Origin of the sequence: Pseudomonas migulae, assembly GCF_024169315.1 — a bacterium.
Lineage (GTDB): Bacteria > Pseudomonadota > Gammaproteobacteria > Pseudomonadales > Pseudomonadaceae > Aquipseudomonas > Aquipseudomonas migulae_B.
In genome coordinates, this window is sequence record NZ_JALJWR010000001.1 from 2,634,385 (window position 1) to 2,658,782 (window position 24,398).

The 24,398-nt window shown below is 59.7% G+C and carries 18 protein-coding genes; 12 read left to right on the top strand and 6 right to left on the bottom strand.

Features of this window, described 5'->3' with window-relative positions; genetic code table 11:
• Window positions 1–110 precede the first annotated feature (110 nt).
• Complete coding sequence (locus tag J2Y86_RS12110) at window positions 111–893, bottom strand: PhzF family phenazine biosynthesis protein (protein WP_253431416.1); 783 nt, start codon at window positions 891–893, stop codon at window positions 111–113.
• Between the two features lie 15 nt (window positions 894–908).
• Complete coding sequence (gene ybaK, locus J2Y86_RS12115; protein WP_007971306.1) at window positions 909–1,379, bottom strand: Cys-tRNA(Pro) deacylase; 471 nt, start codon at window positions 1,377–1,379, stop codon at window positions 909–911.
• Between the two features lie 369 nt (window positions 1,380–1,748).
• Between ybaK and J2Y86_RS12120 the strand changes: the two genes are divergently transcribed.
• The 11 genes from J2Y86_RS12120 to J2Y86_RS12170 all read left to right on the top strand — a co-directional run bounded on the left by J2Y86_RS12120 (window position 1,749) and on the right by J2Y86_RS12170 (window position 14,373).
• Complete coding sequence (locus J2Y86_RS12120; protein ID WP_017340577.1) at window positions 1,749–2,600, top strand: MIP/aquaporin family protein; 852 nt, start codon at window positions 1,749–1,751, stop codon at window positions 2,598–2,600.
• Between the two features lie 74 nt (window positions 2,601–2,674).
• The gene (glpK, locus tag J2Y86_RS12125) at window positions 2,675–4,180 is read left to right on the top strand and encodes a glycerol kinase GlpK (RefSeq protein WP_084322700.1); all 1,506 of its coding nucleotides are present in this window, start codon (window positions 2,675–2,677) and stop codon (window positions 4,178–4,180) included.
• A 95-nt stretch (window positions 4,181–4,275) separates the two neighbouring features.
• Window positions 4,276–5,031: a DeoR/GlpR family transcriptional regulator gene (locus J2Y86_RS12130; RefSeq protein ID WP_007916700.1), complete on the top strand. Its 756-nt coding sequence runs from the start codon at window positions 4,276–4,278 to the stop codon at window positions 5,029–5,031.
• A 314-nt stretch (window positions 5,032–5,345) separates the two neighbouring features.
• A complete protein-coding gene (gene glpD, locus J2Y86_RS12135; RefSeq protein WP_253431419.1) occupies window positions 5,346–6,884 on the top strand; it encodes a glycerol-3-phosphate dehydrogenase in 1,539 nt (512 codons plus the stop codon).
• Between the two features lie 443 nt (window positions 6,885–7,327).
• Complete coding sequence (locus J2Y86_RS12140; RefSeq protein WP_253431422.1) at window positions 7,328–8,242, top strand: glutamate/aspartate ABC transporter substrate-binding protein; 915 nt, start codon at window positions 7,328–7,330, stop codon at window positions 8,240–8,242.
• Window positions 8,243–8,433: 191 nt separating this feature from the next.
• Window positions 8,434–9,180 carry an amino acid ABC transporter permease gene (locus tag J2Y86_RS12145; protein ID WP_253431427.1) on the top strand — a complete coding sequence of 249 codons (747 nt, stop codon included), beginning with the start codon at window positions 8,434–8,436 and terminating at the stop codon, window positions 9,178–9,180.
• Entirely contained in the window at window positions 9,180–9,851 is a 672-nt protein-coding gene (locus J2Y86_RS12150) for an amino acid ABC transporter permease (protein ID WP_253440224.1), read from the top strand. The genes J2Y86_RS12145 and J2Y86_RS12150 overlap by 1 nt, the downstream gene beginning before the upstream one ends.
• Window positions 9,848–10,582 (top strand): amino acid ABC transporter ATP-binding protein, encoded by a 735-nt coding sequence (locus J2Y86_RS12155; protein WP_253431430.1) that lies wholly within the window; start codon window positions 9,848–9,850, stop codon window positions 10,580–10,582. The genes J2Y86_RS12150 and J2Y86_RS12155 overlap by 4 nt, the downstream gene beginning before the upstream one ends.
• A gap of 226 nt (window positions 10,583–10,808) precedes the next feature.
• Window positions 10,809–12,710 (top strand): sensor histidine kinase, encoded by a 1,902-nt coding sequence (locus J2Y86_RS12160; RefSeq protein ID WP_253431433.1) that lies wholly within the window; start codon window positions 10,809–10,811, stop codon window positions 12,708–12,710.
• Complete coding sequence (locus tag J2Y86_RS12165; RefSeq protein ID WP_301308728.1) at window positions 12,707–14,035, top strand: sigma-54-dependent transcriptional regulator; 1,329 nt, start codon at window positions 12,707–12,709, stop codon at window positions 14,033–14,035. The genes J2Y86_RS12160 and J2Y86_RS12165 overlap by 4 nt, the downstream gene beginning before the upstream one ends.
• 8 nt (window positions 14,036–14,043) lie before the next feature.
• Complete coding sequence (locus J2Y86_RS12170) at window positions 14,044–14,373, top strand: GlpM family protein (protein WP_253440230.1); 330 nt, start codon at window positions 14,044–14,046, stop codon at window positions 14,371–14,373.
• Window positions 14,374–14,392: 19 nt separating this feature from the next.
• On the opposite strand, the gene J2Y86_RS12175 is transcribed toward J2Y86_RS12170, so the two are convergent.
• From J2Y86_RS12175 to J2Y86_RS12190, 4 genes are all read right to left on the bottom strand, one after another.
• Window positions 14,393–15,298, bottom strand: a complete 906-nt coding sequence (locus J2Y86_RS12175; RefSeq protein ID WP_253431436.1) for a hypothetical protein — start codon at window positions 15,296–15,298, stop codon at window positions 14,393–14,395.
• Window positions 15,295–15,990: a hypothetical protein gene (locus J2Y86_RS12180; protein WP_253431439.1), complete on the bottom strand. Its 696-nt coding sequence runs from the start codon at window positions 15,988–15,990 to the stop codon at window positions 15,295–15,297. Before J2Y86_RS12180 ends, J2Y86_RS12175 begins: the two co-directional genes overlap by 4 nt.
• A gap of 100 nt (window positions 15,991–16,090) precedes the next feature.
• Complete coding sequence (locus J2Y86_RS12185) at window positions 16,091–16,756, bottom strand: DsbA family oxidoreductase (RefSeq protein WP_253431444.1); 666 nt, start codon at window positions 16,754–16,756, stop codon at window positions 16,091–16,093.
• Between the two features lie 1,147 nt (window positions 16,757–17,903).
• Window positions 17,904–18,938 (bottom strand): alpha/beta fold hydrolase, encoded by a 1,035-nt coding sequence (locus tag J2Y86_RS12190; RefSeq protein ID WP_253431447.1) that lies wholly within the window; start codon window positions 18,936–18,938, stop codon window positions 17,904–17,906.
• A 206-nt stretch (window positions 18,939–19,144) separates the two neighbouring features.
• On the opposite strand from J2Y86_RS12190, the gene J2Y86_RS12195 reads away from it, so the two are divergent.
• On the top strand, window positions 19,145–24,388 hold the full coding sequence (locus tag J2Y86_RS12195; RefSeq protein WP_253431450.1) for a dermonecrotic toxin domain-containing protein: 5,244 nt from the start codon (window positions 19,145–19,147) through the stop codon (window positions 24,386–24,388).
• Window positions 24,389–24,398: the final 10 nt, after the last annotated feature.

Genomic DNA, 24,398 nt, shown 5'->3' on the forward strand with positions numbered 1-24,398 from the left:
CCAAAAACCTGTAGGAGCGAGGCTTGCCCGCGAAGGCGTAGCGTCAGTCAATGACGATGTCGACTGACGCTACGCCTTCGCGGGCAAGCCTCGCTCCAACAGGTTATGTATCAACCCAACATCAGCGTTCCACTCGCCACCAGCGTCGCATTCCCGCCGATCTTCACCCGATCCCCTTCCAGTCGACAGAACAACTCCCCGCCGCGTTTCGAACACTGATACGCCGTCAGACTCGACTTGCCCAAACGTCTCGACCAGTACGGGATCAGGCTGCAATGGGTCGATCCGGTCACCGGATCTTCGTTGATACCAATCGCCGGCGCGAAGTACCGCGACACAAAATCATGCTTGCTGCCCTTGGCGGTGACGATAGCGCCCGGCCACGGCAGTTTGGCCAACGCGGCCATGTCGGGCTGACAATCGAGCACGGCCTGCTCCGACTCCAGCACTACGAACAATTCATTCGAACCCAGCACATCGACCACTTCGACACCCAAGGCGCGTTCGACATCCAGAGTCACGCCCACTTCCGACGGCACGATTGCCGGGAAATCCAGCCATAGCCGCTCACCTTCGCGACTCACGCTCAACGGGCCGGATCTGCAAATGAAATCCAGTCGCTCGGCCGACTCTTTATAAATCTCAAACAACACGTATGCGCTGGCCAGGGTGGCATGCCCACACAACGGCACTTCGGTCGTCGGGGTAAACCAGCGAATGTGCCAGCCCTGCCCTTCACGCACCACGAAGGCGGTTTCGGCGAGGTTGTGCTCGGCGGCGATCTTCTGCATCAACTCGTCGGCGAGCCAGGCATCGAGCCGATAGACCATCGCCGGATTGCCGCTGAACGGCCGATCGCTGAACGCATCGACCTGATGAAACTCAAGCTGCATAACCTTCTCCCTGATTCAGGCGCGGCCGATATCGGCGAACTTGGCCTGGGTGTGTTCGGCCAGTACCGCGGGCGCCAGTTCTACTTCCAGACCGCGCCGACCGGCACTGACGAAAATGCTGGCAAACGGCTGGGCCGAATTGTCGATAAAAGTGCGCAGGCGCTTTTTCTGTCCCAGCGGGCTGATGCCGCCCAGCAGATAACCCGTCGAACGTTGCGCAGCGGCCGGGTCGGCCATTTCGACTTTTTTCACGCCGGCCGCATGCGCCAGGCCCTTCAGGTCGAGACTTCCGACGACCGGCACCACCGCCACCAACAACTCCCCTTTCTCGCTGGCCGCCAGCAATGTCTTGAACACCTGCGCCGGGTCCAGGCCCAGTTTCTCCGCGGCCTCCAGCCCATAGGACGCCGCCTTCGGATCATGTTCATAACTGTGCACGCGATGTTCGGCACGAACTTTTTTCAACAAATCCAATGCGGGGGTCATGACAGCTCCAGACTGGGCGGCAGAGAAAAAATACTGGACTGGATTCTAGGACATTGCTCCCTAAAAGGCTCTATCACGGCAGCGTATCCGAAGCCTGGCTCTGGTTTTTACCGTTCGTCAGAGTTCGCCTCGCCGGCAAAACAAAACGATCATTCATGTGACTAATAGTTGCAATGTGACTGACAGTTCACTTTCGACCTTTGACAGCAGTGTTTCTTGTCTATATTTTTTCGAATCTGAATACCGTACAACGTGACAACGCAACAGCCAGCAGTAAGCCGGGAACAGGATGGGGATTCTGCCTCGGTGAAAATCGCGCTTTGGCCATGACGAAAAAAGCGCCAGACAACAAAAACAAAGAGGTTTTCAATGACAACTGCTTTACAACAACCGTCGCTCTCCAGCCAATGCATGGCCGAGTTTCTGGGCACTGCGCTGCTGATCTTTTTTGGTACCGGTTGTGTTGCCGCGCTCAAGGTCGCGGGTGCCAGCTTTGGCTTGTGGGAAATCAGCATCATCTGGGGTGTCGGGGTCAGCATGGCCATCTACCTGACCGCCGGGGTTTCCGGGGCCCACCTCAACCCTGCCGTCAGCATCGCGCTGAGCATTTTCGCCGACTTCGAAAAACGCAAACTGCCGTTTTATATCCTGGCCCAAGTGGCTGGCGCGTTCTGCGGCGCGTTGTTGGTTTACACGCTGTACAGCAATCTTTTCTTCGATTACGAACAAACGCACCATATGGTTCGTGGCACTCAAGCCAGCCTCGAATTGGCCTCGGTGTTCTCCACGTTCCCCAACCCGGCCTTGTCCACCGCCCAGGCCTTCCTGGTTGAAGTGATCATCACCGCCGTCCTGATGGGCGTGATCATGTCCCTGACTGACGACAACAACGGTCTGCCCAACGGGCCAATGGCGCCATTGCTGATCGGCCTGCTGATTGCGGTGATTGGCAGCTCGATGGGTCCGCTGACCGGTTTTGCGATGAACCCGGCGCGGGACTTCGGACCGAAGCTGATGACTTTCTTCGCGGGCTGGGGTGAAATTTCCTTTACCGGCGGACGCGATATCCCGTACTTCCTGATTCCGATTTTTGCACCGATTGTCGGTGCCTGCCTCGGTGCTGCCGCGTATCGCGGGCTGATTGCCCGTCATCTGCCCAGTGCCATACCTGCTACAAAGGACGCAACACCGGCCATTGACGGCAAACCAAGAACTTCTTGATACCGTAGGCGCGCGATTCTGCCCATTTGATAGCGCGCCTGACCTCACTCCTTATTTCGTCCAAGGCAATCGACATGACCGACATTCAGAATAAGAACTACATCATTGCCCTCGATCAGGGTACGACCAGCTCCCGCGCGATCATTTTCGACCGCGACGCGAACGTGGTTTGCACCGCCCAGCGCGAATTCGCCCAGCATTACCCGCAAGCCGGTTGGGTCGAACACGACCCGATGGAAATCTTCGCCACCCAAAGCGCCGTGATGGTCGAGGCCCTGGCGCAAGCCGGCCTGCATCACGACCAGGTCGCGGCCATCGGCATTACCAACCAGCGTGAAACCACCGTGGTCTGGGACAAGACCACCGGTCGCCCGATCTACAACGCGATCGTCTGGCAGTGCCGCCGCAGCACCGAGATCTGCCAACAACTGAAACGCGACGGCCACGAGCAATACATCAGCGAAACCACTGGCCTGGTCACCGACCCGTACTTCTCCGGCACCAAACTCAAGTGGATCCTCGATAACGTCGAAGGCAGCCGTGAGCGTGCGCGCAAAGGCGAACTGCTGTTCGGTACCGTCGACAGCTGGCTGATCTGGAAATTTACCGGCGGCAAGGTCCACGTCACCGACTACACCAACGCCTCGCGCACCATGCTCTTCAACATCCACACCTTGCAGTGGGACGCGAAGATGCTCGAGGTACTGGATATTCCGCGCGAAATGCTGCCGGAAGTGAAGTCCTCGTCGGAAATCTACGGCCACACCAAAAGCGGCATCGCCATTGGCGGTATCGCCGGCGACCAGCAGGCCGCCCTCTTCGGCCAGATGTGCGTCGAGCCAGGCCAGGCGAAAAATACCTACGGCACTGGCTGCTTCCTGCTGATGAACACCGGCGACAAAGCCGTGAAATCCAAGCACGGCATGCTGACCACCATCGCGTGCGGTCCGCGTGGCGAAGTGGCCTACGCGCTGGAAGGCGCCGTCTTCAACGGTGGTTCAACCGTTCAGTGGTTGCGTGATGAATTGAAGATCATCAATGACGCCCACGACACCGAATACTTCGCCAACAAGGTCAAGGACAGCAACGGCGTGTACCTGGTACCGGCCTTCACCGGCCTCGGCGCACCGTATTGGGACCCGTATGCCCGTGGCGCACTGTTCGGCCTGACCCGCGGCGTACGTGTGGATCACATTATTCGTGCGGCGCTGGAGTCGATTGCCTACCAGACCCGCGACGTGCTCGACGCCATGCAGCAGGATTCCGGCGAACGCCTCAAAGCCCTGCGCGTGGATGGCGGCGCGGTGGCGAACAATTTCCTGATGCAGTTCCAGGCCGACATTCTCGGCACGCAAGTCGAGCGTCCGCAAATGCGCGAAACCACCGCATTGGGCGCCGCTTACCTCGCCGGTCTGGCATGTGGCTTCTGGGGCAGCCTGGAAGAGCTGCGCGGCAAGGCAGTAATCGAACGCGAATTCGAACCGACGCTGGACGAAACCGCGAAGGAAAAACTCTACGCAGGCTGGAAAAAAGCGGTCAGCCGCACGCGTGATTGGGAACCTCATGAAGGCGCTGAATAAGCCAACGTAAGTTCTCGTATCTGCATGTAACTGGTAGGGAGCAGATTCCTGCGGCATCATGGGCAAATTTTGCACGGCAGCCCAAAGGAAGCCCCATGAATCTGCCTCCCCGTCAGCAGCAAATCCTCGAACTGGTTCGCGAACGCGGCTATGTCAGCATCGAGGAAATGGCCACGCTGTTCGTCGTTACACCGCAAACCATCCGCCGCGACATCAATCAGCTCGCGGAAGCCAATTTGTTGCGTCGCTACCATGGCGGCGCAGCCTACGATTCCAGTGTCGAAAACACCGCCTATGCCATGCGCGCCGATCAGATGCGCGATGAAAAGCAGCGTATCGGCGAAGCCATTGCCGCCCAGATCCCTGATCACGCCTCGCTGTTCATCAACATCGGTACGACCACCGAATCGATTGCCCGGGCGTTGCTTAATCACAATCACCTGAAGATCATCACCAACAACCTGCACGTGGCATCGATGCTCAGCGCCAAGGACGACTTCGACGTCCTGTTGACCGGCGGCAATGTGCGGCGTGACGGGGGTGTGGTCGGTCAGGCGAGTGTCGACTTCATTAACCAGTTCAAGGTCGACTTTGCATTGGTCGGCATCAGCGGTATCGATGAAGACGGCAGCCTGTTGGATTTCGATTATCAGGAAGTGCGGGTGTCGCAGGCGATCATTGCCAATGCACGACAGGTGATTTTGGCGGCGGACTCCAGCAAATTCGGGCGCAACGCCATGATTCGCCTGGGGCCGATCAGCCTGATCGACTGCCTGGTGACGGATCAGCAGCCAGTGCCGGCGTTGGCGCAGTTGTTGAGTCAGCACAAAATTCGACTTGAAGTGGTTTAAACCCCTCCCTGTGGCGAGGGGATTTATCGCCGTTGGGCTGCGCAGCGGCCCTAAAACCTGCAAACCCGGTGTATCAGGTATAACGCGGGCGATGATTTACGACTGCTTCGCAGCCGAACGGGGATAAATCCCCTCGCCACAGTTGCTCTTCGCGACCACTTAAATGTTCGTAAATTTTCCTTTAGCCACCCTTCGATCAGTATTTTCAATCGAAGTTGACTGGCTGTGCGCGGCTTTATGGGCTACCATTTTCGCAAATGAACATTTATGTTCGAAATCCAATACCGAAAATCAAAAGAGCCCGAGGCCAGCCGATGCCCACTTCTACCTTGCCTACGCCCCCTCTCGCTGAGGTCTACGACATTGCCGTCATCGGTGGCGGGATCAATGGCGTGGGGATCGCAGCGGATGCCGCCGGCCGCGGTCTCTCGGTGTTCCTTTGCGAAAAGGATGATCTGGCCAGCCACACTTCGTCGGCCAGCAGCAAGCTGATCCATGGCGGCCTGCGCTACCTCGAACATTACGAATTCCGCCTGGTGCGCGAAGCCCTCGCAGAGCGCGAAGTGTTGCTGGCCAAGGCGCCGCACATCGTCAAGCAAATGCGTTTCGTGCTGCCACACCGTCCGCACCTGCGCCCGGCGTGGATGATCCGCGCCGGTTTGTTCCTTTATGACAACCTGGGCAAACGGGAAAAACTGGAAGGTTCGAAAAGCCTGAAGTTCGGCCCGGACAGCCCGTTGAAAAGCGAAATCACCAAAGGCTTCGAATATTCCGATTGCTGGGTCGACGACGCTCGCCTGGTCGTACTGAATGCCATGGCCGCCCGCGAGAAAGGCGCCCACGTTCACACCCAGACCCGTTGCGTCAGCGCCCGCCGCACCAAAGGCCTGTGGCACCTGCACCTGGAACGCGCTGACGGCAGCCTGTTTTCGATTCGCGCCAAGGCACTGGTGAACGCGGCCGGTCCGTGGGTAGCCAAGTTCATTCGTGACGACCTGAAGATGGAATCGCCGTACGGCATCCGCCTGATCCAGGGCAGCCACCTGATCGTGCCGAAACTGTACGAAGGCGAACACGCGCACATTCTGCAGAATGAAGATCAGCGCATCGTCTTCACCATTCCGTACCTGAACCACTTCACCCTGATCGGCACCACCGACCGCGAATACACCGGAGATCCGGCGAAGGTGGCGATCACCGAAGGTGAAACCGATTACCTGCTTAAAGTAGTCAACGCTCACTTCAAGAAGCAGATCAGCCGCGACGACATCCTGCACAGCTATTCCGGTGTTCGTCCGCTGTGCAACGATGAATCCGACAATCCGTCGGCCGTCACCCGCGACTACACCCTGGCCTTGTCGGGCACAGGCGAAGAGGCGCCGCTGCTGTCGGTGTTCGGTGGCAAGCTGACCACCTACCGCAAACTGGCCGAGTCGGCGCTGGCGCAACTGGCGCCGTACTTCACGCACATCCAGCCGAACTGGACCGCCACGGCGACCTTGCCGGGCGGCGAAGACATGACCACCCCGCAGGCGCTGAGCTCCCGGATTCGTGACCAGTTCGACTGGGTGCCGACGGAAATCGCCCGCCGCTGGGCCACAACCTACGGCAGCCGCACCTGGCGCATGCTCGAAGGCGTGCAGAACCTCAGCGATCTGGGCGAACACATTGGCGGCGGTCTCTACACCCGCGAAGTCGATTACCTGTGCAGCGAAGAGTGGGCGACTACTGCGCATGACATTCTGTGGCGCCGCAGCAAGCTGGGCCTGTTTACCACGGCGGACGAGCAACAAAAACTCGCGGATTACCTGAGCAAGGTCGAGCAGAACCGCAGCAAGATCGAAGCGGCCTGATCGGGTATCCGGATAAAACGAAGCCCCTGAATCTGACGATTCAGGGGCTTTTTGCATTCCGAATACACCTCAATCTCCTGTGGGAGCCGGGCTTGCCTGCGATGACGCCAGCACAGCCACTATCAATGTTGACTGACAAACCGCCATCGCGAGCAAGCCCGGCTCCCACAGGGTTATAGGCAAGCCAGCGCATTCGGTTTTCCGAACGCGACCTGTCAGTCGATTCGGTTAACCGGATTATTCCCCGCCAAAAAACCCGCCACAAATATTTAATACCCTTATAAATCAACAATTTGATACACGTCGCCTAGCCTGGCACGAGTCATGCTCTACACTCTTGGACGAATGCTTGTTGCGCGGACCTTCAGAAGCCGACAGCCATTCGAAGCACAAAAGGGCCGATGAACTGGCTCCATAAAAAAAACAATGTCGAGGAAAATTTGATGCGCATCGTTCCCCATCTCCTGGGCGCAGCCATTGCTGCCGCTCTGATTACCACTCCGGTTTTCGCTGCCGAGCTCACCGGCACGCTGAAGAAGATCAAAGAGTCCGGTGTCATCACCCTCGGACATCGTGACGCTTCCATTCCGTTTTCCTATATCGCGGACGCTTCCGGCAAACCGGTTGGCTACTCCCACGATATCCAGCTGAAAATCGTTGAAGCGATTAAGAAAGACCTGGACATGCCGAACCTCCAGGTCAAATACAACCTGGTCACCTCGCAAACCCGTATCCCGCTGGTGCAGAACGGCACCGTGGACGTCGAGTGCGGCTCCACCACCAACAACGTAGAGCGTCAGCAGCAAGTTGCCTTCTCCGTCGGCATCTTCGAAATCGGTACCCGCCTGCTGTCCAAGAAAGGCTCGGCGTACAAGGATTTTGACGATCTGAAAGGCAAGAACGTCGTGACCACCGCGGGCACCACGTCCGAGCGCATCCTCAAGTCGATGAACGCCGACAAGCAAATGGGCATGAACGTCATTTCCGCCAAAGACCACGGTGAGTCCTTCCAGATGCTGGAATCGGGTCGTGCCGTTGCGTTCATGATGGACGACGCCCTGCTGGCCGGTGAAGCAGCAAAGGCCAAGAAGGCCGAAGACTGGGCCGTGACCGGCACACCACAGTCCTACGAAATCTACGGCTGCATGGTCCGCAAGGGCGACGAGCCGTTCAAGAAGGCTGTGGATGACGCCATCGTCGCCACCTACAAGTCGGGCGAGATCAACAAGATCTACGAAAAATGGTTCATGGCGCCAATCCCGCCTAAAGGCCTGAACCTGAACTTCCCGATGAGCGACGAGCTCAAGGCCCTGATCGCCAATCCGACCGATAAAGCGGCTGACGACAAGAAATCCTGATTTCTGACTAACCTTATCTCCTGATAGGGCCACCGCCCTTTCAGGAGTTGCACTCCCTGCTGGCATTTTTGGAAACACTCGAACCGGTGGCTGTCGAGCCGCTCGTGTGTGCCTGATCATCAAGATCAGGCGGGAACGGAGCTTCCACCAAGCGGGTACTTGTACATCGATCGATCTGAGGGGAGACCCTAATGAATTACAACTGGGACTGGGGCGTGTTCTTCAAGTCCACCGGCGTGGGCAGCGAAATTTATTTCGACTGGTACCTCTCCGGTTTGGGCTGGACCATCGCCATCGCCATCGTGGCCTGGATCATTGCCCTGACGCTGGGCTCGATTCTGGGTGTCATGCGTACCGTACCGAATCGCATCGTGTCGGGCATCGCGACCTGCTACGTCGAAGTCTTCCGTAACGTACCGCTGCTCGTGCAGCTGTTCATCTGGTACTTCCTGGTGCCCGATCTGCTGCCTCAGAACCTGCAGGACTGGTACAAGCAGGACCTGAACCCGACCACCTCGGCGTTCCTCAGCGTGGTTGTCTGCCTCGGTCTGTTCACCACCGCTCGCGTTTGCGAACAGGTGCGCACCGGTATCCAGGCACTGCCGAAAGGCCAGGAATCCGCTGCCCGTGCCATGGGCTTCAAGCTGCCGCAGATCTACTGGAACGTGCTGCTGCCCCAGGCTTACCGGATCATCATTCCGCCGCTTACCTCGGAATTCCTGAACGTGTTCAAGAACTCCTCCGTCGCCTCGCTGATCGGCCTGATGGAACTGCTCGCGCAGACTAAACAGACTGCCGAGTTCTCCGCCAACCTGTTCGAAGCCTTCACCCTGGCGACGCTGATCTACTTCACCCTGAACATGGGCCTGATGTTGCTGATGCGTGCGGTCGAGAAGAAAGTCGCCGTACCGGGCCTGATCTCCGTAGGGGGTAAATGATGGAATTCGACTTCTCGGGCATTATCCCGTCCCTGCCGGGCTTGTGGAACGGCATGGTCATGACCCTGCAACTGATGGTGCTGGGCGTCGTCGGCGGGATCATCCTCGGCACGATCCTGGCGCTGATGCGCCTGTCCCACAGCAAACTGCTGTCGAACATTGCCGGCGCCTACGTCAACTACTTCCGCTCGATCCCGCTGCTGCTGGTCATCACCTGGTTCTATCTGGCGGTGCCGTTCGTGCTGCGCTGGATCACTGGCGAAGACACGCCGATCGGCGCGTTCGCTTCATGCATCGTGGCATTCATGATGTTCGAAGCGGCGTACTTCTGCGAAATCGTCCGCGCTGGCGTTCAGTCCATTCCCAAGGGTCAGATGGGCGCTGCCCAGGCCCTGGGCATGAATTACGGCCAGATGATGCGCTTGATCATCCTGCCGCAAGCATTCCGCAAGATGACCCCGCTGCTGCTGCAACAGAGCATCATCCTGTTCCAGGACACCTCGCTGGTCTATGCGGTGGGCCTGGTGGACTTCCTGAACGCCTCGCGTGCCAGTGGCGACATCATCGGTCGCTCCAATGAGTTCCTGATCTTCGCAGGGCTCACGTACTTCACAATCAGCTTTGCCGCCTCGCTGCTGGTCAAGCGTCTGCAAAAAAGGTTTGCCGTATGATCTCTATCAAGAATGTCAACAAGTGGTATGGCGACTTCCAGGTACTGACTGACTGCAGCACCGAGGTCAAGAAAGGCGAAGTGATCGTGGTTTGCGGCCCGTCCGGCTCCGGCAAATCCACCCTGATCAAATGCGTCAACGCGCTGGAACCGTTCCAGAAAGGCGATGTGGTGGTCGATGGCACGTCCATCGCCGACCCGAAGACCGATCTGCCGAAACTGCGTTCGCGCGTCGGCATGGTGTTCCAGCATTTCGAACTGTTCCCGCACCTGACCATCACCGAAAACCTGACCATCGCGCAGATCAAGGTGTTGGGCCGCAGCAAGGAAGAAGCCACCAAGAAAGGCCTGCAACTGCTGGAGCGCGTCGGTCTTTCGGCGCACGCCCACAAGCATCCGGGCCAGCTCTCCGGTGGTCAGCAACAGCGTGTGGCGATTGCCCGTGCGCTGGCGATGGACCCGATCGTCATGCTGTTCGACGAACCGACCTCGGCGCTGGACCCTGAGATGGTCAACGAAGTGCTCGACGTGATGGTGCAACTGGCCCACGAAGGCATGACCATGATGTGCGTGACCCACGAAATGGGCTTCGCCCGTAAAGTGGCGGATCGGGTGATCTTCATGGACCAGGGCAAAATCATCGAAGACTGCCAGAAAGAGGACTTCTTCGGCGACATCAGCCACCGCGCCGAACGTACCCAGCATTTCCTCGCCAAGATTCTGCAGCACTAAGAAAAGACACCGCTCCCCAACTGTGGGAGCGGGCTTTTGTGGCGAGGGGATTTATCCCCGCTCGGCTGCGAAGCAGTCGTCAGCCCATTGCATGCGGTTTGACTTTTAATGCTGGGGCCGCTTCGCAGCCCAACGGGGATAAATCCCCTCGCCACAAAAGTTCGCTCCCACAGGGGCCGGTGGCGGCGCTCTAAGTAAGTGTTGTGGTTGACCCAAGGCATCTGTGATGAAATGCGACCCCACTCTCAATCGCGCTACGCCGCCATCACTCGCCGTGAAACCCCGTCTGATCCGCCATCTGTTCCTGCCGCCGCTGGTCATCGCCCTGATGATCGGATTGGGTTACGTTGGCTTCTGGGTCAGTGAGCACTACGGGATCCGCAGCCTCAGCGAGAACGGCCAGCGTCAGCTCGAACTTCACGCCCGCGCCGTCGAGAGCGAGATCAGCAAATACACCTACCTGCCCAGCCTGCTGGAACTTGAATCCAGTGTGTCGAAGCTGTTGGCGGACCCGTCGCCGGAGTACCGGCAAACGGTCAATGAATACCTCGAAGGCCTGAACCGGCGCAGCCGCAGTCGGGCCATCTACGTGATGGACACCACCGGCCGCGTCATGGCCACGAGCAACTGGCGCGACGTCGACAGTTACCTCGGTGAAGACCTGTCCTTCCGCGCCTATTTCCAGAACGCCGTTCGCGGCCAGCCGGGCCGCTTCTATGGCATCGGCAGCACCAACGGAGAACCCGGTTATTACCTGGCCCATGGCCTGGAAGAACACGGCAAGATCATCGGCGTCGCGGTGGTCAAAGTCCGCCTCGAAGCCATGGAAGAACGCTGGCAACGGGCGCGCCTGGAAGCCTTCGTCAGCGACGAAAACGGCATCATCATTCTGTCCAGTGATCCGGCGAGACGGCTCAAATCAGTGGTTCCGTTGAATGACGAAACCAAGGAAAAACTCGCCCGCAGCCTTCAGTACTACTGGTTCCCGTTGAACGAACTGCAACCGCTGGCCCGGGAAAAACTGGCCGAAGGCGAGGAAAAGCTGACCTTCCCGGCCAACAGCGAAGTGGAGTCCGATCAAGAGGACATCAGCTACCTCTCGCAAACCCGCCCATTGAGCGACACGCCGTGGAATTTCACCCTGCTCACGCCATTGCAGGACTTGCGCCGCGAAGCGATCAATCAGGGGATTCTGGTCGCCGTGGCGTTTGCCCTCGTGGCGTTCCTGCTGATCGCCTGGAACGAGCGGCGCAAGGTCATCGCCACCCGCCTCGCCGCCCGGGAAGCCTTGCAGCAAGCCAACAATCAACTGGAGCGTCGGATTACCGAACGCACCACCGACCTGCGCGCCAGCAACGAACGGCTCAAAGGCCAGATCCGCGAACGGCGGCACGCGGAAGAGACGCTGCGCCGTGCCCAGGATGAACTGGTGCAAGCCGGCAAACTCGCGGCCATCGGCCAGATGTCTACCAGCATCGCCCATGAATTGAACCAGCCACTGGCCGCGCTGCGCACCTTGTCCGGCAACACCGTGCGCTTTCTGGAGCGTGGTCAGCTGGACGTGGCCAGCACCAACCTCAAGACCATCAACGAACTGATCGATCGCATGGGCCGGATCACCGCCAGCCTGCGCTCCTTCGCCCGGCGCGGAGACGACAAGGGCCAGGCCTGCCTCGGCAAAGCGGTAGACGCCGCGTTACAACTGCTCGGCGGTCGGGTAGAAAGTGTTCATCTGCAATTGCATCGCGAATTCACCGATGTGCAGGTGCAGATCGACCAGACACGCCTGGAGCAGATTCTGGTCAACCTGATCGGCAACGCCCTCGATGCCATGCACGCACAACCCTTGCCGGAGTTGTGGCTCGAAGGCGAAACGTTCGATGGCAAGTATCGCCTGCGGGTACGCGACAACGGCCACGGCATCGACGCCGAAGCACGCAAGCATCTGTTCGAACCCTTCTTCACCACCAAACCCGGCGAGCAGGGCCTGGGCCTCGGCCTGACCTTGTCTGCAAGCCTCGCCGCCGCCACGGGCGGACACCTGGGTGTCGAGCACCCGGCCAGCGGTGGTACCACCTTCGTCCTCAGTTTACCGTTGGTAAGCCCTATTCCTGCCGAGCCAATATGAACAACGACCTTAGTGTGCTGATCGTCGAAGACGACCCCCATGTGCTGCTCGGCTGCCAACAGGCGCTGACCCTGGAAGACATTCCCTGCGTCGGCGTGGGCAGTGCCGAAGAAGCGCTGGAGCGGGTCGGCGACAATTTTGCCGGCATCGTCATCAGCGACATCCGCCTGCCGGGCATCGATGGCCTCGAACTCCTGACCCGGCTCAAGGCGCGCGATCGCAGCCTGCCGGTGGTGCTGATTACCGGTCACGGCGACATTTCCATGGCCGTCGGCGCGATGCAAAAAGGCGCCTATGACTTCATGGAAAAACCCTTCTCCCCGGAACGGCTGGTGGATGTCGCACGTCGTGCGCTGGAGCAACGCAGCCTGGCGCGGGAAGTCTCCTCGCTGCGCCGGCAACTGGCGGAGCGGGATTCGCTGGAAGGCCGGATCATCGGTCGCTCACCGGCCATGCAAAACCTGCGTGAACTGATCGCCAATGTCGCCGACACCTCGGCCAACGTGCTGATCGAAGGCGAGACCGGCACCGGCAAGGAACTGGTCGCGCGTTGCCTGCACGATTTCAGCCGCCGCCACACCAAGCAGTTCGTCGCGCTGAACTGCGGCGGCCTGCCGGAGAATCTGTTCGAAAGCGAAATCTTTGGCCACGAAGCCAACGCCTTCACCGGGGCCGGCAAGCGGCGGATCGGCAAGATCGAACACGCCGACGGCGGTACGCTGTTCCTCGACGAAGTGGAGAGCATGCCGCTGCCGTTGCAGATCAAGCTGCTGCGAGTGTTGCAGGAACGCACCCTCGAACGCCTCGGCTCGAACCAGAGTGTGGCAGTGGATTGCCGGGTGATTGCGGCGACCAAGTCCGACCTCGACGAATCGAGCAAGGCCGGCGAATTCCGCAGCGACCTGTATTACCGCCTGAACGTGGTGACCCTGGAACTGCCGCCGCTGCGCGAACGCCGCGAAGACATCCTGCAACTGTTCGAACACTTCCTGCAGCAGTCGTCCTTGCGCTTCGACCGCGCGGTGCCGGAGCTGGACAACCAGACCCTGTCGAACCTGATGAGCCACGACTGGCCGGGTAACGTCCGCGAACTGCGCAACGTCGCCGAGCGTTTCGCCCTCGGGCTGCCAGCCTTCAAGAAATCCGGTGCCAGCGGCAGCAATCAGGGCCTGGCCTTCGCCGAAGCGGTGGAAGCCTTCGAACGCAACCTGCTCAGCGACGCCTTGCAACGCAGTGGCGGTAACCTGACCCAGGCCAGCCTGGAACTGGGCATGGCCAAGACCACACTGTTCGACAAAGTGAAGAAGTACGGGCTGAGCCACTGATGGACCTGATTCTCAAAGCGACCCTGGGTGCGGCGGTGGTGGTGATCCTCGCTGCGCTGGCCAGGACCAAAAACTATTACATCGCCGGCCTGGTGCCGCTGTTTCCGACCTTTGCGCTGATCGCGCATTACATCGTCGGCAAGGGCCGTTCGCTGGACGACTTGAAGACAACCATCGTGTTTGGCATGTGGTCGATCATCCCGTACTTCATCTACCTGGCGACGTTGTACGTGATGGTGGACCGAATGCGGCTGGAAGCTTCCCTCGCGGTAGCGGCGGTGGCGTGGTTGATGGCGGCGACGGTGTTGGTCAGCGTGTGGGTTCGTTTTCAGGCTTGATCACGATTCATCGGATCACCTACTGCCCGTAAACCTTCTGCAACTGCGCTTGCGTCAGCGCATCCTCAAACGGCACCGGCACTGATTTCACTGCACCGTAAAGGTTGCGGTAACGCCAGTAGCTGCCGTTATTGGCCAGTTGATAACCGCGCTCGACCACGCGTTGGCCATCGAGCACATAGCGCAAGGTTTCCTGGGCGGCCTCCGGCGGTGCCGGTTGCATAAGGTCGGTGGCCAAAACACGCATGGACTCGTCGATGCACTCGTCGAGCACCGCCGTGACCTTTGCCAGATCCAGGCTGCCGTCGTCGATGCATTGCTTGCCGCAACGCCGGATCGGCTGGCTGGTCACTTCAATGCGCATGCGGTACAGCGCCGAACCGGCAATGTCCTGGACCTGCACCTGATTGACCAACACAAAGCTGCCGCGATCGGGGGTGAGCATCAGCTTCGGTTCGATCACCAGACGCGCGGTAACTTGCCCCTCCCCTTGCTTGAGCCCGGCCACTTGAGACGCTTGTTGATAGCGCTGTTGCAGACGCTCCTGCAACGGCACGCCGGCGAGCAGGTCGGCCATCGGACGCGAATCCTTGAGCGCGGTCTTTTCCGCATCGCGCTGCAAGCTGCCGCTGCCCATCTGGGTGTTGATCAGGCTCGCCACCAGCATACCGGCCAACCCGGCCGCATTGGCACCCGCCACCAGGTTGTGGCTCGACGAAGCCGCCTTCTGCGCCGCCTCGGCGTCAATCACCGTGCTGGCGCCGACAAACGCCTGCGGCAACTGCATGTCTACTTTCAGCCCATGAGCCTGGACGTAGGACGCGGCACTCTGCGACTTGAAACCGGTCTCGGGCGCCGGCTTCTGCGCGCAACCGGCCAACATCAGCAGGGCCAGTGCACTGGCCACCTTGATCGGACGTTTCATTGTTCGAACGGCGTGATCATTTGCTGACGGCTATTGTCCATGGCCTGGTAGAAGGCATTGGACAGGTTGGTGTAGGTCGGCTCATCCCACTCGCCCTGGGCCGCTTGCACCGCAGTGAAGGGTTTGAACCACAGCAGTTTGTTGTCGGCCAGATCGACCACCAGGCCCTGCCCGCTCACCTGCGCCATCGGCACGCTGGTCGGCACGAATCCGTAGTAGCTGCGGGTAGCGCCGGTGGCGAAGACATTCACCAGCAACAGACGATCGACGCCGTAAGCGCCCTTGATCGGCGCCAGGTCCCGGCCCATGTAGCCTTCACGGAAACTGGTCTGCTTATAGACATTCAGGTCAACCGGCTCGTTGATCCGCTTGACCTTGTAGCCCTTGGCCTGGAGCTTGGCAACGATGACATCCGGCAACGTGTTCAGGTCGCGCACTTGCCATTTTTCGACGTTGTCGCTGAGTTTGCTGTTCACGCCCCGATTGATCGCGTAATCGAGCATCCCCTGTTGACCGGTCAACGCCAGCACCGGTGGCGGCACCATGGTGATGGCCACGCCGATGGTCGGCTCTTTGGCATCCCAGAACTGTTTGTCCAGCGGAACAGGGGGTTGAATGTGGGCGCAGCCGGTCAGGGTCAGGCAAGCGAGCAACGTTAGCGCTGCCCACGTGCGAAAGGCGTGAAGAGTCATGGATCAAATCCCTATGATTGAAATCGTTGCTGCCTATGTCGGCAGCAACGGCTAAAACCATAGTGGCACAATGATATAATTCCATTCAACTACGATCCGATCAACTGACCGTACCGCCCTTCGCTTCGCTCATGATCTGCCGAATCGCCCCGACAAACGTCTCCACCGGCTGCCCGCCCGTGACCGCGTATTGGCCGTTGAAGACAACCGTCGGCACCGAACTGACGCCACGGGACAGCCACAACTGCTCTTCCTCCCGCACCTCCCGGGCGAACTCGTCCGACGCCAGAATTGCCTCCGCCCGCTGCCGGTCCAGACCAACGCTGTGTGCGATCTGCGCCAACTGACCGTGGTCGGAAGGATTGCCACCCTCGGTGAAGTACGCCCTGAACAACGCCTCCTTCAGATTGAACTGCAACCCTTCCAGCCCCGCCCAGTACAGCAAGCGGTGAGCATCGAAAGTGTTGTAGATGCGGCTGTTACCGTCCGTGCGAAAGGCAAAGCCGACCTCGGCGCCGCGCGCGCGAATCATCTCGCGATTCTTTTGCGATTGCTCCGGGGTCGATCCGTATTTCTCTGTGATGTGTTCGGTGATGTTCTGCCCTTCGGGGCTCATCTTAGGATTCAGCTCGAACGGCTGAAACCGGATCTCGGCCTGAACTTCATCGCCCAGCAAATCCAGCGCCTGGGTCAAACCATACAGACCGACGACGCACCAGGGGCAAGACACGTCGCTGACGAAATCGATCTTCAGGGGAGCACTCATCACACACCTCGCAGGCTGAATACAGGCCGGAAAAGGATGAACGATACACCTGTGGAAGCGGGATTGCGTGAGTCCACCCCGTATGTCTGCAAGAGACAGGTCGGCTGTCAGGCCGCCTTCGCTGGCAAGCCAGCTCCCACAGGGATTTTGGTACATCCGCGAGAACTGGTCGGCTGTCAGGCCGCCTTCGCTGGCAGGCCAGCTCCCATAGGGGTTTTGGTACATCCGCGAGAACTGGTCGGCTGTCAGGCCGCCATCGCTGGCAAGCCAGCTCCCACAGAGATTTTGGTACATCCGCGAGAACAGGTCGGTTGGCAGGCCGCCTTCGCGGGCAAGCCCAGCTCCCACAGGGATTTTGGTACATCCGCGAGAACTGGTCGGTTGGCAGGCCGTCATCGCTGGCAAGCCAGCTCCCACAGGGTTCGAGGGCATCCGGGAGTAACTGGTCGGTTGGCAGGCCGCCTTCGCTGGCAAGCCAGCTCCCACAGGGATTTTGGTACATCCGCGAGAACAGGTCGGCTGTCAGGCCGCCATCGCTGGCAAGCCAGCTCCCACAGGGATTTGGTACATCCGCGAGAACTGGTCGGCTGTCAGTCCGTCATCGCTGGCAAGCCAGCTCCCACAGGGTTCGAGGGCATCCGGGAGTAACTGGTCGGCTGTCAGGCCGCCTTCGCTGGCAGGCCAGTTCCCACAGGGATTTTGGTGCATCCGCGAGAACAGGTCGGCTGTCAGGCCGCCTTCGCGAGCAAGCTCTGCTCCTACAGAAAAACAAAGCAGATCGGCGTACCCCCCCACCAAACCACGAGGTCGAGCGTTAGCTCGCCTTGCGCTTTTGATTTTGATCCACCCGCCCCTTCGGAAGGCTGAGTGGAGGTTCTGCGCAGTGGGCAACCCGGCATGGATGCCGGGTTAGCCGCCCCCGGCCATGGATGGCCGATGGCGGCGGGCCCACGGAGCAGGACCGGAGCGAAGGAACGCCGAGCCTAAGCGAGGGGCCGGACGCAGGGGCAAGACTTTTTGGTTCCTTTTGTGGCGTTTGACAAAAGGGACTCGCCGTAAGGGCGAAACCATAAGCGGCCGTTACCGCAGAAATGGATATGTACTCAGTCAACCAAAAGACAGGTCGGCCCAAAGGCCGCCTTCGGTGTTAAAGAAGATTGTGTTCAACCACAGGATCAATCTGCGCCCAATGCGAAGTGTCTTCCCGATGAGCCTGCAAGTAGGGCAACACCGCCGCCAGCAACGGCGCCTTGAACGCCTCCTGGAATCGATGAGCCAACCCAGGAATCAACTTCAACTGACTACCGCGGATATGCGCCGCCAAATGCACCCCATGCATCACCGGCAACAACGGATCCGCAGTGCCATGCACCACCAGCGTCGGCACCCGCAACTGATTGAGCAACGCCACCCGACTCGGCTCCGCGAGGATCGCCATGATCTGACGCTTCACGCCTTCCGGGTTGAACGCCCGGTCATAAGACAGCGCCGCCTGATGCAACAACACCTGCCGATCATCGCTCACCGTCGGACTACCCAGCGCTGCCAGCAAGTCAGCCTGCTGCTCCAGCGCCACTTCGCGATTCGGCGCACCACGGCGCGAGAGCAACTGCACCAACGCCTCGTTGGGCGCGGGCAAACCCTCGGCGCCGGAACTGGTCATGATCAGCGTCAGGCTCTCAATCCGCTGCGGCGCCATCGCCGCCATGTGCTGGGCAATCATCCCGCCCATGCTCGCGCCCAGCACATGGAATTGATCGACGTGCAACGCATCCATCAAACCCAGCGCATCATCGGCCATATCCGTCAGCGAATAAGGCGCAGCCACAGGCAAACCGAGTTTGTAGCGCAGCACTTCGAAGGTCAGGTTGGCATCGACGGGCGCCTGCCGCCAGGTGGACAGGCCGACATCACGATTGTCATAGCGAATCACCCGGAAACCCTGCTGACACAGCGCGACCACCACCTCGTCCGGCCAGTGAATCAACTGCCCGCCCAGGCCCATCACCAGCAGCAGCGCCGGGTCCGAGGCACGGCCGATACTCTGGTACGCCAGGCTCACCTGCGCCAGATCGACCCGTTCGGTCGCAACATTGACATCACATCGAGAAGCCGCAAAGGACGGCAGGTTGAACAACAGCGCGGCCAGAAAAACCGCTGTCGAAAAAAATCGTGCACACATGAAAAAACACCGAAACGCAGAACCCCAGTAGAGCGCGAGTCTGATGAAGTTTGATCAAGCGCGCTGCCACAGTTGCGTGACAGTTTCGTGAATATCGCCCAATGGTCGACGCAATAACTATGTAGTGCCACGAGCGCTGCCGGTTTTCTTTAAATGGCTCTCCGTAAGGAGCGGACGCCCGCTCCGTCAAACAGAGCCCATTCGCCATGACCGAAAGACCGTTCACCGCACTCCCTTCCTCCTCGCTGGCAGTCATACCGGCGTTTTCAGCGCTGGCCAGCAATCCCGATCAGAGCCTGTTGCTGAGTGCCCTTGCCCGTTGGCGCGAAAACAGCCAGGGATTGCACGCCCTCTTCGCCGCCACGCCACCACAAACGCTCGAACCGCAACCATTGCAGCGCGAACGCTGGAATGCCTATTGGGACGCCCGTGCGCCCGGTACGCCAATGTCGCGACGTGATCGGGCGAGTGAGTTGTACCGCAGCCATATCGAGGCAACCGCTCAAGCGGCATTCGCCCAGAGAACCCTGAGCGCCGAGCAGTTGAAACCGCTGTTATTGATCATGGATTCTGCGACCGAAGCGCTACGCCTGGACAATCAACCCATCCATTGCGAGCAATTGACGCTGTTGCTGAATGACAACAGCACAGTGGAACTCCCAGCAGCCTGGGTCATCAGCGTGGGAGACCCGCAAGCCGTCGCACAATTGCTGTATCTGCCCTCCCGGCCTGTTCCCCTGCAGGCCTTCACGCGGCGCAGCGATATGGAGGCGTGGCTTTCTCGACAATCGCTCGCTCCAAGCGGTTTACCGAGCGAAAACCTGCGTTTTGCCTACACCGCCAAAACCGGGCCACTGACGGCGGGCATCACAGACCTGCTTCCATACCCGCAACCTCAAGTGCTGGCCACCACGGTTTTCGCAGCTCCACCCGACCTTGAGAGCCCGACATCCACCAGCGAGCCTGTCGATGAGGATGAACTTTCATTGTTCGGCAGTCTGTCTGCCGACATCCCCTTGGGACTCCGCCGCCCCTCCCTGCACAGACAACGCGATGCATTGGAAAGGCTGTCTGGAGACGATCCCGACAGTGAGCGTCAGCAGAAAATCAAAGACGCTCTCACGGCTCAGGTGACGGCCGAGCAAGCCGCCGATACGGCCGCCACGGCCCTGCTTTACCGCTCACGCGTCCTCGATTTTACGACCGTGAACCGCGAACTCAGCGCGCTATACCAGGCACACAAGGACGGCCTGAACGCCGAGGCTGAACTTCAAAGGGCGCTCAACCAGCTCGACCGCGATGAATACCAGATGCTCAAGGCCATGCTGGACACGCCTGGCGCAGCCGAGTCCGACGCTGACATCGCCGTGGCCAGCCTGACGCTGTCGAAGATCGGACACGCCGATGGCGACACGACCCAGGAGCTCAATGGCCCCTTCGTCATCACCCGACCGCAGGCGCTGCTTGATCCCGCATCGCACCACAGCCTGCTGCTTTACTGGCCCGGCATCGGCGGCGGTTTGCAACGATTCGCCAACCGCAGAGAGCTGGAGCGGCAGGTGTTCAAGTGCCAGGACCAGGACCCGGTGTTGACCGTGCAGTTGAATAAAATCACGACCGACCCGCTGCTCTACAGCCTCGATAAACAAACCACCTTTTTCGAAGAACAGGCTGCCCGGGTACGCCAGCACTATCCCGATGCTGCACAGGCTTCAGAACGTGCAGAGGCACTGGAAAAGTTGCGCAGGAAAACGCTGGCTATGTTGCAGGTGCCGGTGCACAGCGCCAGAAGCCTGGCCCTCTCGCAGCTGTCGGAGCAAGACCGCAGCGCCGCACTCGCCGCCCGCCTGCCCGACTGGCTGGCCACGCTGCCGGCGTCCGACCGCCTTGCGGTCAAAACGCTGATCGAGGCCTACATCCCGGCAATGCGCCGTAGTCACGAACAACTGGAAATCGCCCTGGTGCCTCGTGACAGGTTCACCCGTCAACATCTACAGGCACGGTTGCGTAACGACTTCTCACTCAAAGGGGACTTCGATGTGCAACTTGACCTGCCCGATTCGGTCACGTTGAAAAAGCAATTGTCCGACGGCGCATCGCCCGGCACGCCACAGAAACTCGTGGCGGTACCCAGCGCATCGCGCAGCAGGATGTCACTCGAAGAACTGGCCCAGCTCAACATCGACAACACACCGTCGATGCAACTGGAACCTCTTTCACTGCGACTGAGTTTCATGCAGGTGGAGGTCACGGCAGCGGACGAAACCGAGCGCCAGGCATTGGCTAGCGGTATCACCGCGCCCTACCTGCGCAAGGTCCTGCCCGAGCTTGATCTGCCCCAAGCCTACGAAGACCTGATTCGCGATGCATTCATGGGCTCGGCCAGCGAGGCGGTGTTCGTGAAGGAACATCGCCGCGAATGCCTGATCGAGCCCTGGCGCCTGATGCTCAAATTGCAGGGGGAATGCGCGCGCCTGCAACAACAGCTCGATCAAAACGAATTGCAGGTATTGAACATCGCCATTGAGGCCACGACCGCTGAAGCCTGGAACGTCGATGGCAAGCGCATCGTGCTCCTGCCGGCGTACCTGAGCGTCGGGGGCAAGGACACGCCAAACGAGGGGCCGACCACCTTGTCTGGCGTGACCTTCATTGAAGAGCAAGTCAGCAAGATGACCCTGCTTTATCTGCCTGACAGCCCCGACGGCCAATTCCTGCGCCGCTACGACAATCGGGAAACCGCGCGCCGCGCCCTGTTCAATCTGTGCCTGCGCAGCGAGATGGTCGACTACCTGGCCGGGCGGGCCTTGCAAGGTAACGTGCAGGCCCATGTGAGCCGCATCAACCAGGCCATGTTGAAGCATTTCGACGCGTTGATCGGAGTCGGCATACCCTGGCCTGCGACGACCTCGCTGGCGGCGCATCTGCTCAATGCCCATATGGGACGCCTGATCGAAGCGCATCGCGGGACCTCCCGCTCCAATGATGCGTTGTACCTGGAACGTTACGCGCTTAGCGGCCCGAGGGCGTTCAACTACATGAAAATGGCGATAGGCATGGTGCCCTTCATCGGTACGGCCGTCGCGCTGTACGACGCCTGGACCAGTGCAAACCAGGCCGTCGTTGCCCTGTTGCGTGGCGACGTCGGCGATGGCCTGACGGAAATTGAATCGGTGCTGTTATCGCTGATCGACGCCGCCATGGATCTGCTTCCCGGCACTTCGGCGGGTGTCCGGCCGGCCAGCGGCGCTCGCTTGCGGACTCGTCTTCGTCAACTCGGCGTGTCAGGCAAAAGCGCGAGCGCGATGCAGCTACCTTCAAATCGCCAGGCCCGGCAGGTTGTCCAGCGCTTCGCCGGCTACGAGTACGAAATGCCGATATCCCTTGCCGCGTTGCAACCGGCTACCCACGGTGTCTATCGCAATATTTACCGGCATGCCGACGGCGACTTTATCGTTCGCCAGGGGCGCATCTTCCAGGTTGAACGAAGCACGGACTCACGCAATTGGCGACTGAGCGGTACTCGCCTGAAAACCTACAAACAACCCATCGCCCTGGATGAAGCCGGCCGCTGGGACACTTACTTCGGCGTCTACGGTACGACCTTCGAGGGAGGCGGGCTGGGCGGTGGCGGTGTGCTCGGGCACCTCGCGGACTCGCTTGATCCCCTCTGGCCCGCCGCCATTCGCCAACGTCTGCCTCGCTGGTGGGCCGATCAGGCGTTTCGTCGGCAGCATGCGTTGACCGAAGCGGCCGACGACATCGCACCACAACTCGATACTCGGGTCGCGGGGACCAATGCAGCCCTTGAAAGGTACAACACCAGCGCTCCGGAGAACCGCCCGGCACTGATGCCGGCGACCGAAGCGGCGTGTATCGGCGACATTGAACTGGCCAGCACGCACTACCAGACACTGGTGGATCTGCTGCCCCTGACACATGGCAACAAACGGCGCGTGCTCAGGGACATGCAAAGCCATGACGCCCTGCTGATTGCCGATCGATACAAGCAACGAGTGTTCTTTGCCAATCATCGGACCAACCCATTGGTAGACAGGATCGACGAACTGATCGATCGCCTGGATGCACTGCCCGACACTACGCTCAGCGAACGCTTCGGTATTCTGCAAGAGACCCGATTATTGCGCGTGGACCTCATGCGCGAGCTGGAGCAAATCGATGCGGGTATGCGCGATCTCAACCTGTGGTACGAACGCATAACCGTCAGTACCCACAAGGCTCAAATGACCGCCGAAGTCGCGGCGTTGAACGGGCGGCTCAGCGAGGCGAATCTGCTGTACCTGAAAACGGGTCACCTGCTGGAAATCGTCAAACGCTTTGACACCACCCGGGATATCTCCTGGTTCTACCTGCAAGGCCAGGCGGAAAATCTGCGGACCAAAGTCGATCGCGCCCTGTTCACCCAATACAGCCTGCCGGAAGTCACCACCACCAAGGCTCAACGCAATCAGATTCTGCAGGAGTGCCTTGACCTTTACGGACAGTTTCGCCGCCACATGAATGCCTGGACCGTCAGTTATCCACAGCACTTCCATCTGGAAGCCGTCGCGCCCTTGCTGGAGGGCATCGAGAAAATGGCGGAACGGGCACGCAAGGTTATCGATCAGCCGACTGCGGCTGTTCCGGCCGGGCAACGCAGCAAAAAAGTCTTCATCACCGAAGACGACCACTTGCTGATCGGGGTGGAACGCTGGGAGCCGACCACCCAAAAGCGCCAATACTTCATGACAGGTCAGGGCGGATTCCAGGAGGTTTGGGAGCAAGGAACGAACGGCAAGTTTCGTCTGCTGAACGCGTCGGAACAGACAACCCGTCCTCCTCAAAAAGACTTGGGTTCCCTGGTCGAAGATGCTCGCAGCCGGCTGCAATCCCAGGAGACGTACAAGGCCAGGGTTCAATCCTATGCAACTCAGGACATGCTCCCCGTGGATCTGGAGCACATGATGCTCAGCGAAGCGGACGAATTGACCCACCGCGCCCGCAACATCGAGGACATTGCCCCGCAGAATGCCCTCATTGCGCAATTGCGCGACAAGGCCGCCGAACTCACTGCGACCGGACGTCAAATGCGCACCCGGCAGTCGCTCAGTACAAAAAAGCCTACGGATGGAATGCTCGATGATCTGGTCAATCAGAACGCAGTGCAGATCCGAAAAACGAGTGCCATGAAAAACCTGGGCAAACGCCCGGACGGTCGAACGGATTACTTGCAGGAATACGAAATATGGGACCTGACTGCAACGCCTCCCCAGCTGCTGTGGTACGCCCACTTTCATTACGCCAAGACAACGCCTGTATTTGCCGAGTTTGAGAAAGCGCACTTGAAACTGCCGGAGCATCGGTTTCTGACCCACGCCGACAACACCACGCTGCCCTACGCCGATATCGGTAAAAAGTCAGTGGCACTCAAACACTTCGACCCGCTTTGAAACGCAAAAC

Coding starts and splice junctions, on each gene's coding strand:
- J2Y86_RS12110 (WP_253431416.1), bottom strand. CDS start 893: ATGCAGCTTGAGTTTCATCAGGTCGATGCGTTCAGCGATCGGCCGTTC.
- ybaK (WP_007971306.1), bottom strand. CDS start 1,379: ATGACCCCCGCATTGGATTTGTTGAAAAAAGTTCGTGCCGAACATCGC.
- J2Y86_RS12120 (WP_017340577.1), top strand. CDS start 1,749: ATGACAACTGCTTTACAACAACCGTCGCTCTCCAGCCAATGCATGGCC.
- glpK (WP_084322700.1), top strand. CDS start 2,675: ATGACCGACATTCAGAATAAGAACTACATCATTGCCCTCGATCAGGGT.
- J2Y86_RS12130 (WP_007916700.1), top strand. CDS start 4,276: ATGAATCTGCCTCCCCGTCAGCAGCAAATCCTCGAACTGGTTCGCGAA.
- glpD (WP_253431419.1), top strand. CDS start 5,346: ATGCCCACTTCTACCTTGCCTACGCCCCCTCTCGCTGAGGTCTACGAC.
- J2Y86_RS12140 (WP_253431422.1), top strand. CDS start 7,328: ATGCGCATCGTTCCCCATCTCCTGGGCGCAGCCATTGCTGCCGCTCTG.
- J2Y86_RS12145 (WP_253431427.1), top strand. CDS start 8,434: ATGAATTACAACTGGGACTGGGGCGTGTTCTTCAAGTCCACCGGCGTG.
- J2Y86_RS12150 (WP_253440224.1), top strand. CDS start 9,180: ATGGAATTCGACTTCTCGGGCATTATCCCGTCCCTGCCGGGCTTGTGG.
- J2Y86_RS12155 (WP_253431430.1), top strand. CDS start 9,848: ATGATCTCTATCAAGAATGTCAACAAGTGGTATGGCGACTTCCAGGTA.
- J2Y86_RS12160 (WP_253431433.1), top strand. CDS start 10,809: ATGAAATGCGACCCCACTCTCAATCGCGCTACGCCGCCATCACTCGCC.
- J2Y86_RS12165 (WP_301308728.1), top strand. CDS start 12,707: ATGAACAACGACCTTAGTGTGCTGATCGTCGAAGACGACCCCCATGTG.
- J2Y86_RS12175 (WP_253431436.1), bottom strand. CDS start 15,298: ATGAAACGTCCGATCAAGGTGGCCAGTGCACTGGCCCTGCTGATGTTG.
- J2Y86_RS12180 (WP_253431439.1), bottom strand. CDS start 15,990: ATGACTCTTCACGCCTTTCGCACGTGGGCAGCGCTAACGTTGCTCGCT.
- J2Y86_RS12185 (WP_253431444.1), bottom strand. CDS start 16,756: ATGAGTGCTCCCCTGAAGATCGATTTCGTCAGCGACGTGTCTTGCCCC.
- J2Y86_RS12190 (WP_253431447.1), bottom strand. CDS start 18,938: ATGTGTGCACGATTTTTTTCGACAGCGGTTTTTCTGGCCGCGCTGTTG.
- J2Y86_RS12195 (WP_253431450.1), top strand. CDS start 19,145: ATGACCGAAAGACCGTTCACCGCACTCCCTTCCTCCTCGCTGGCAGTC.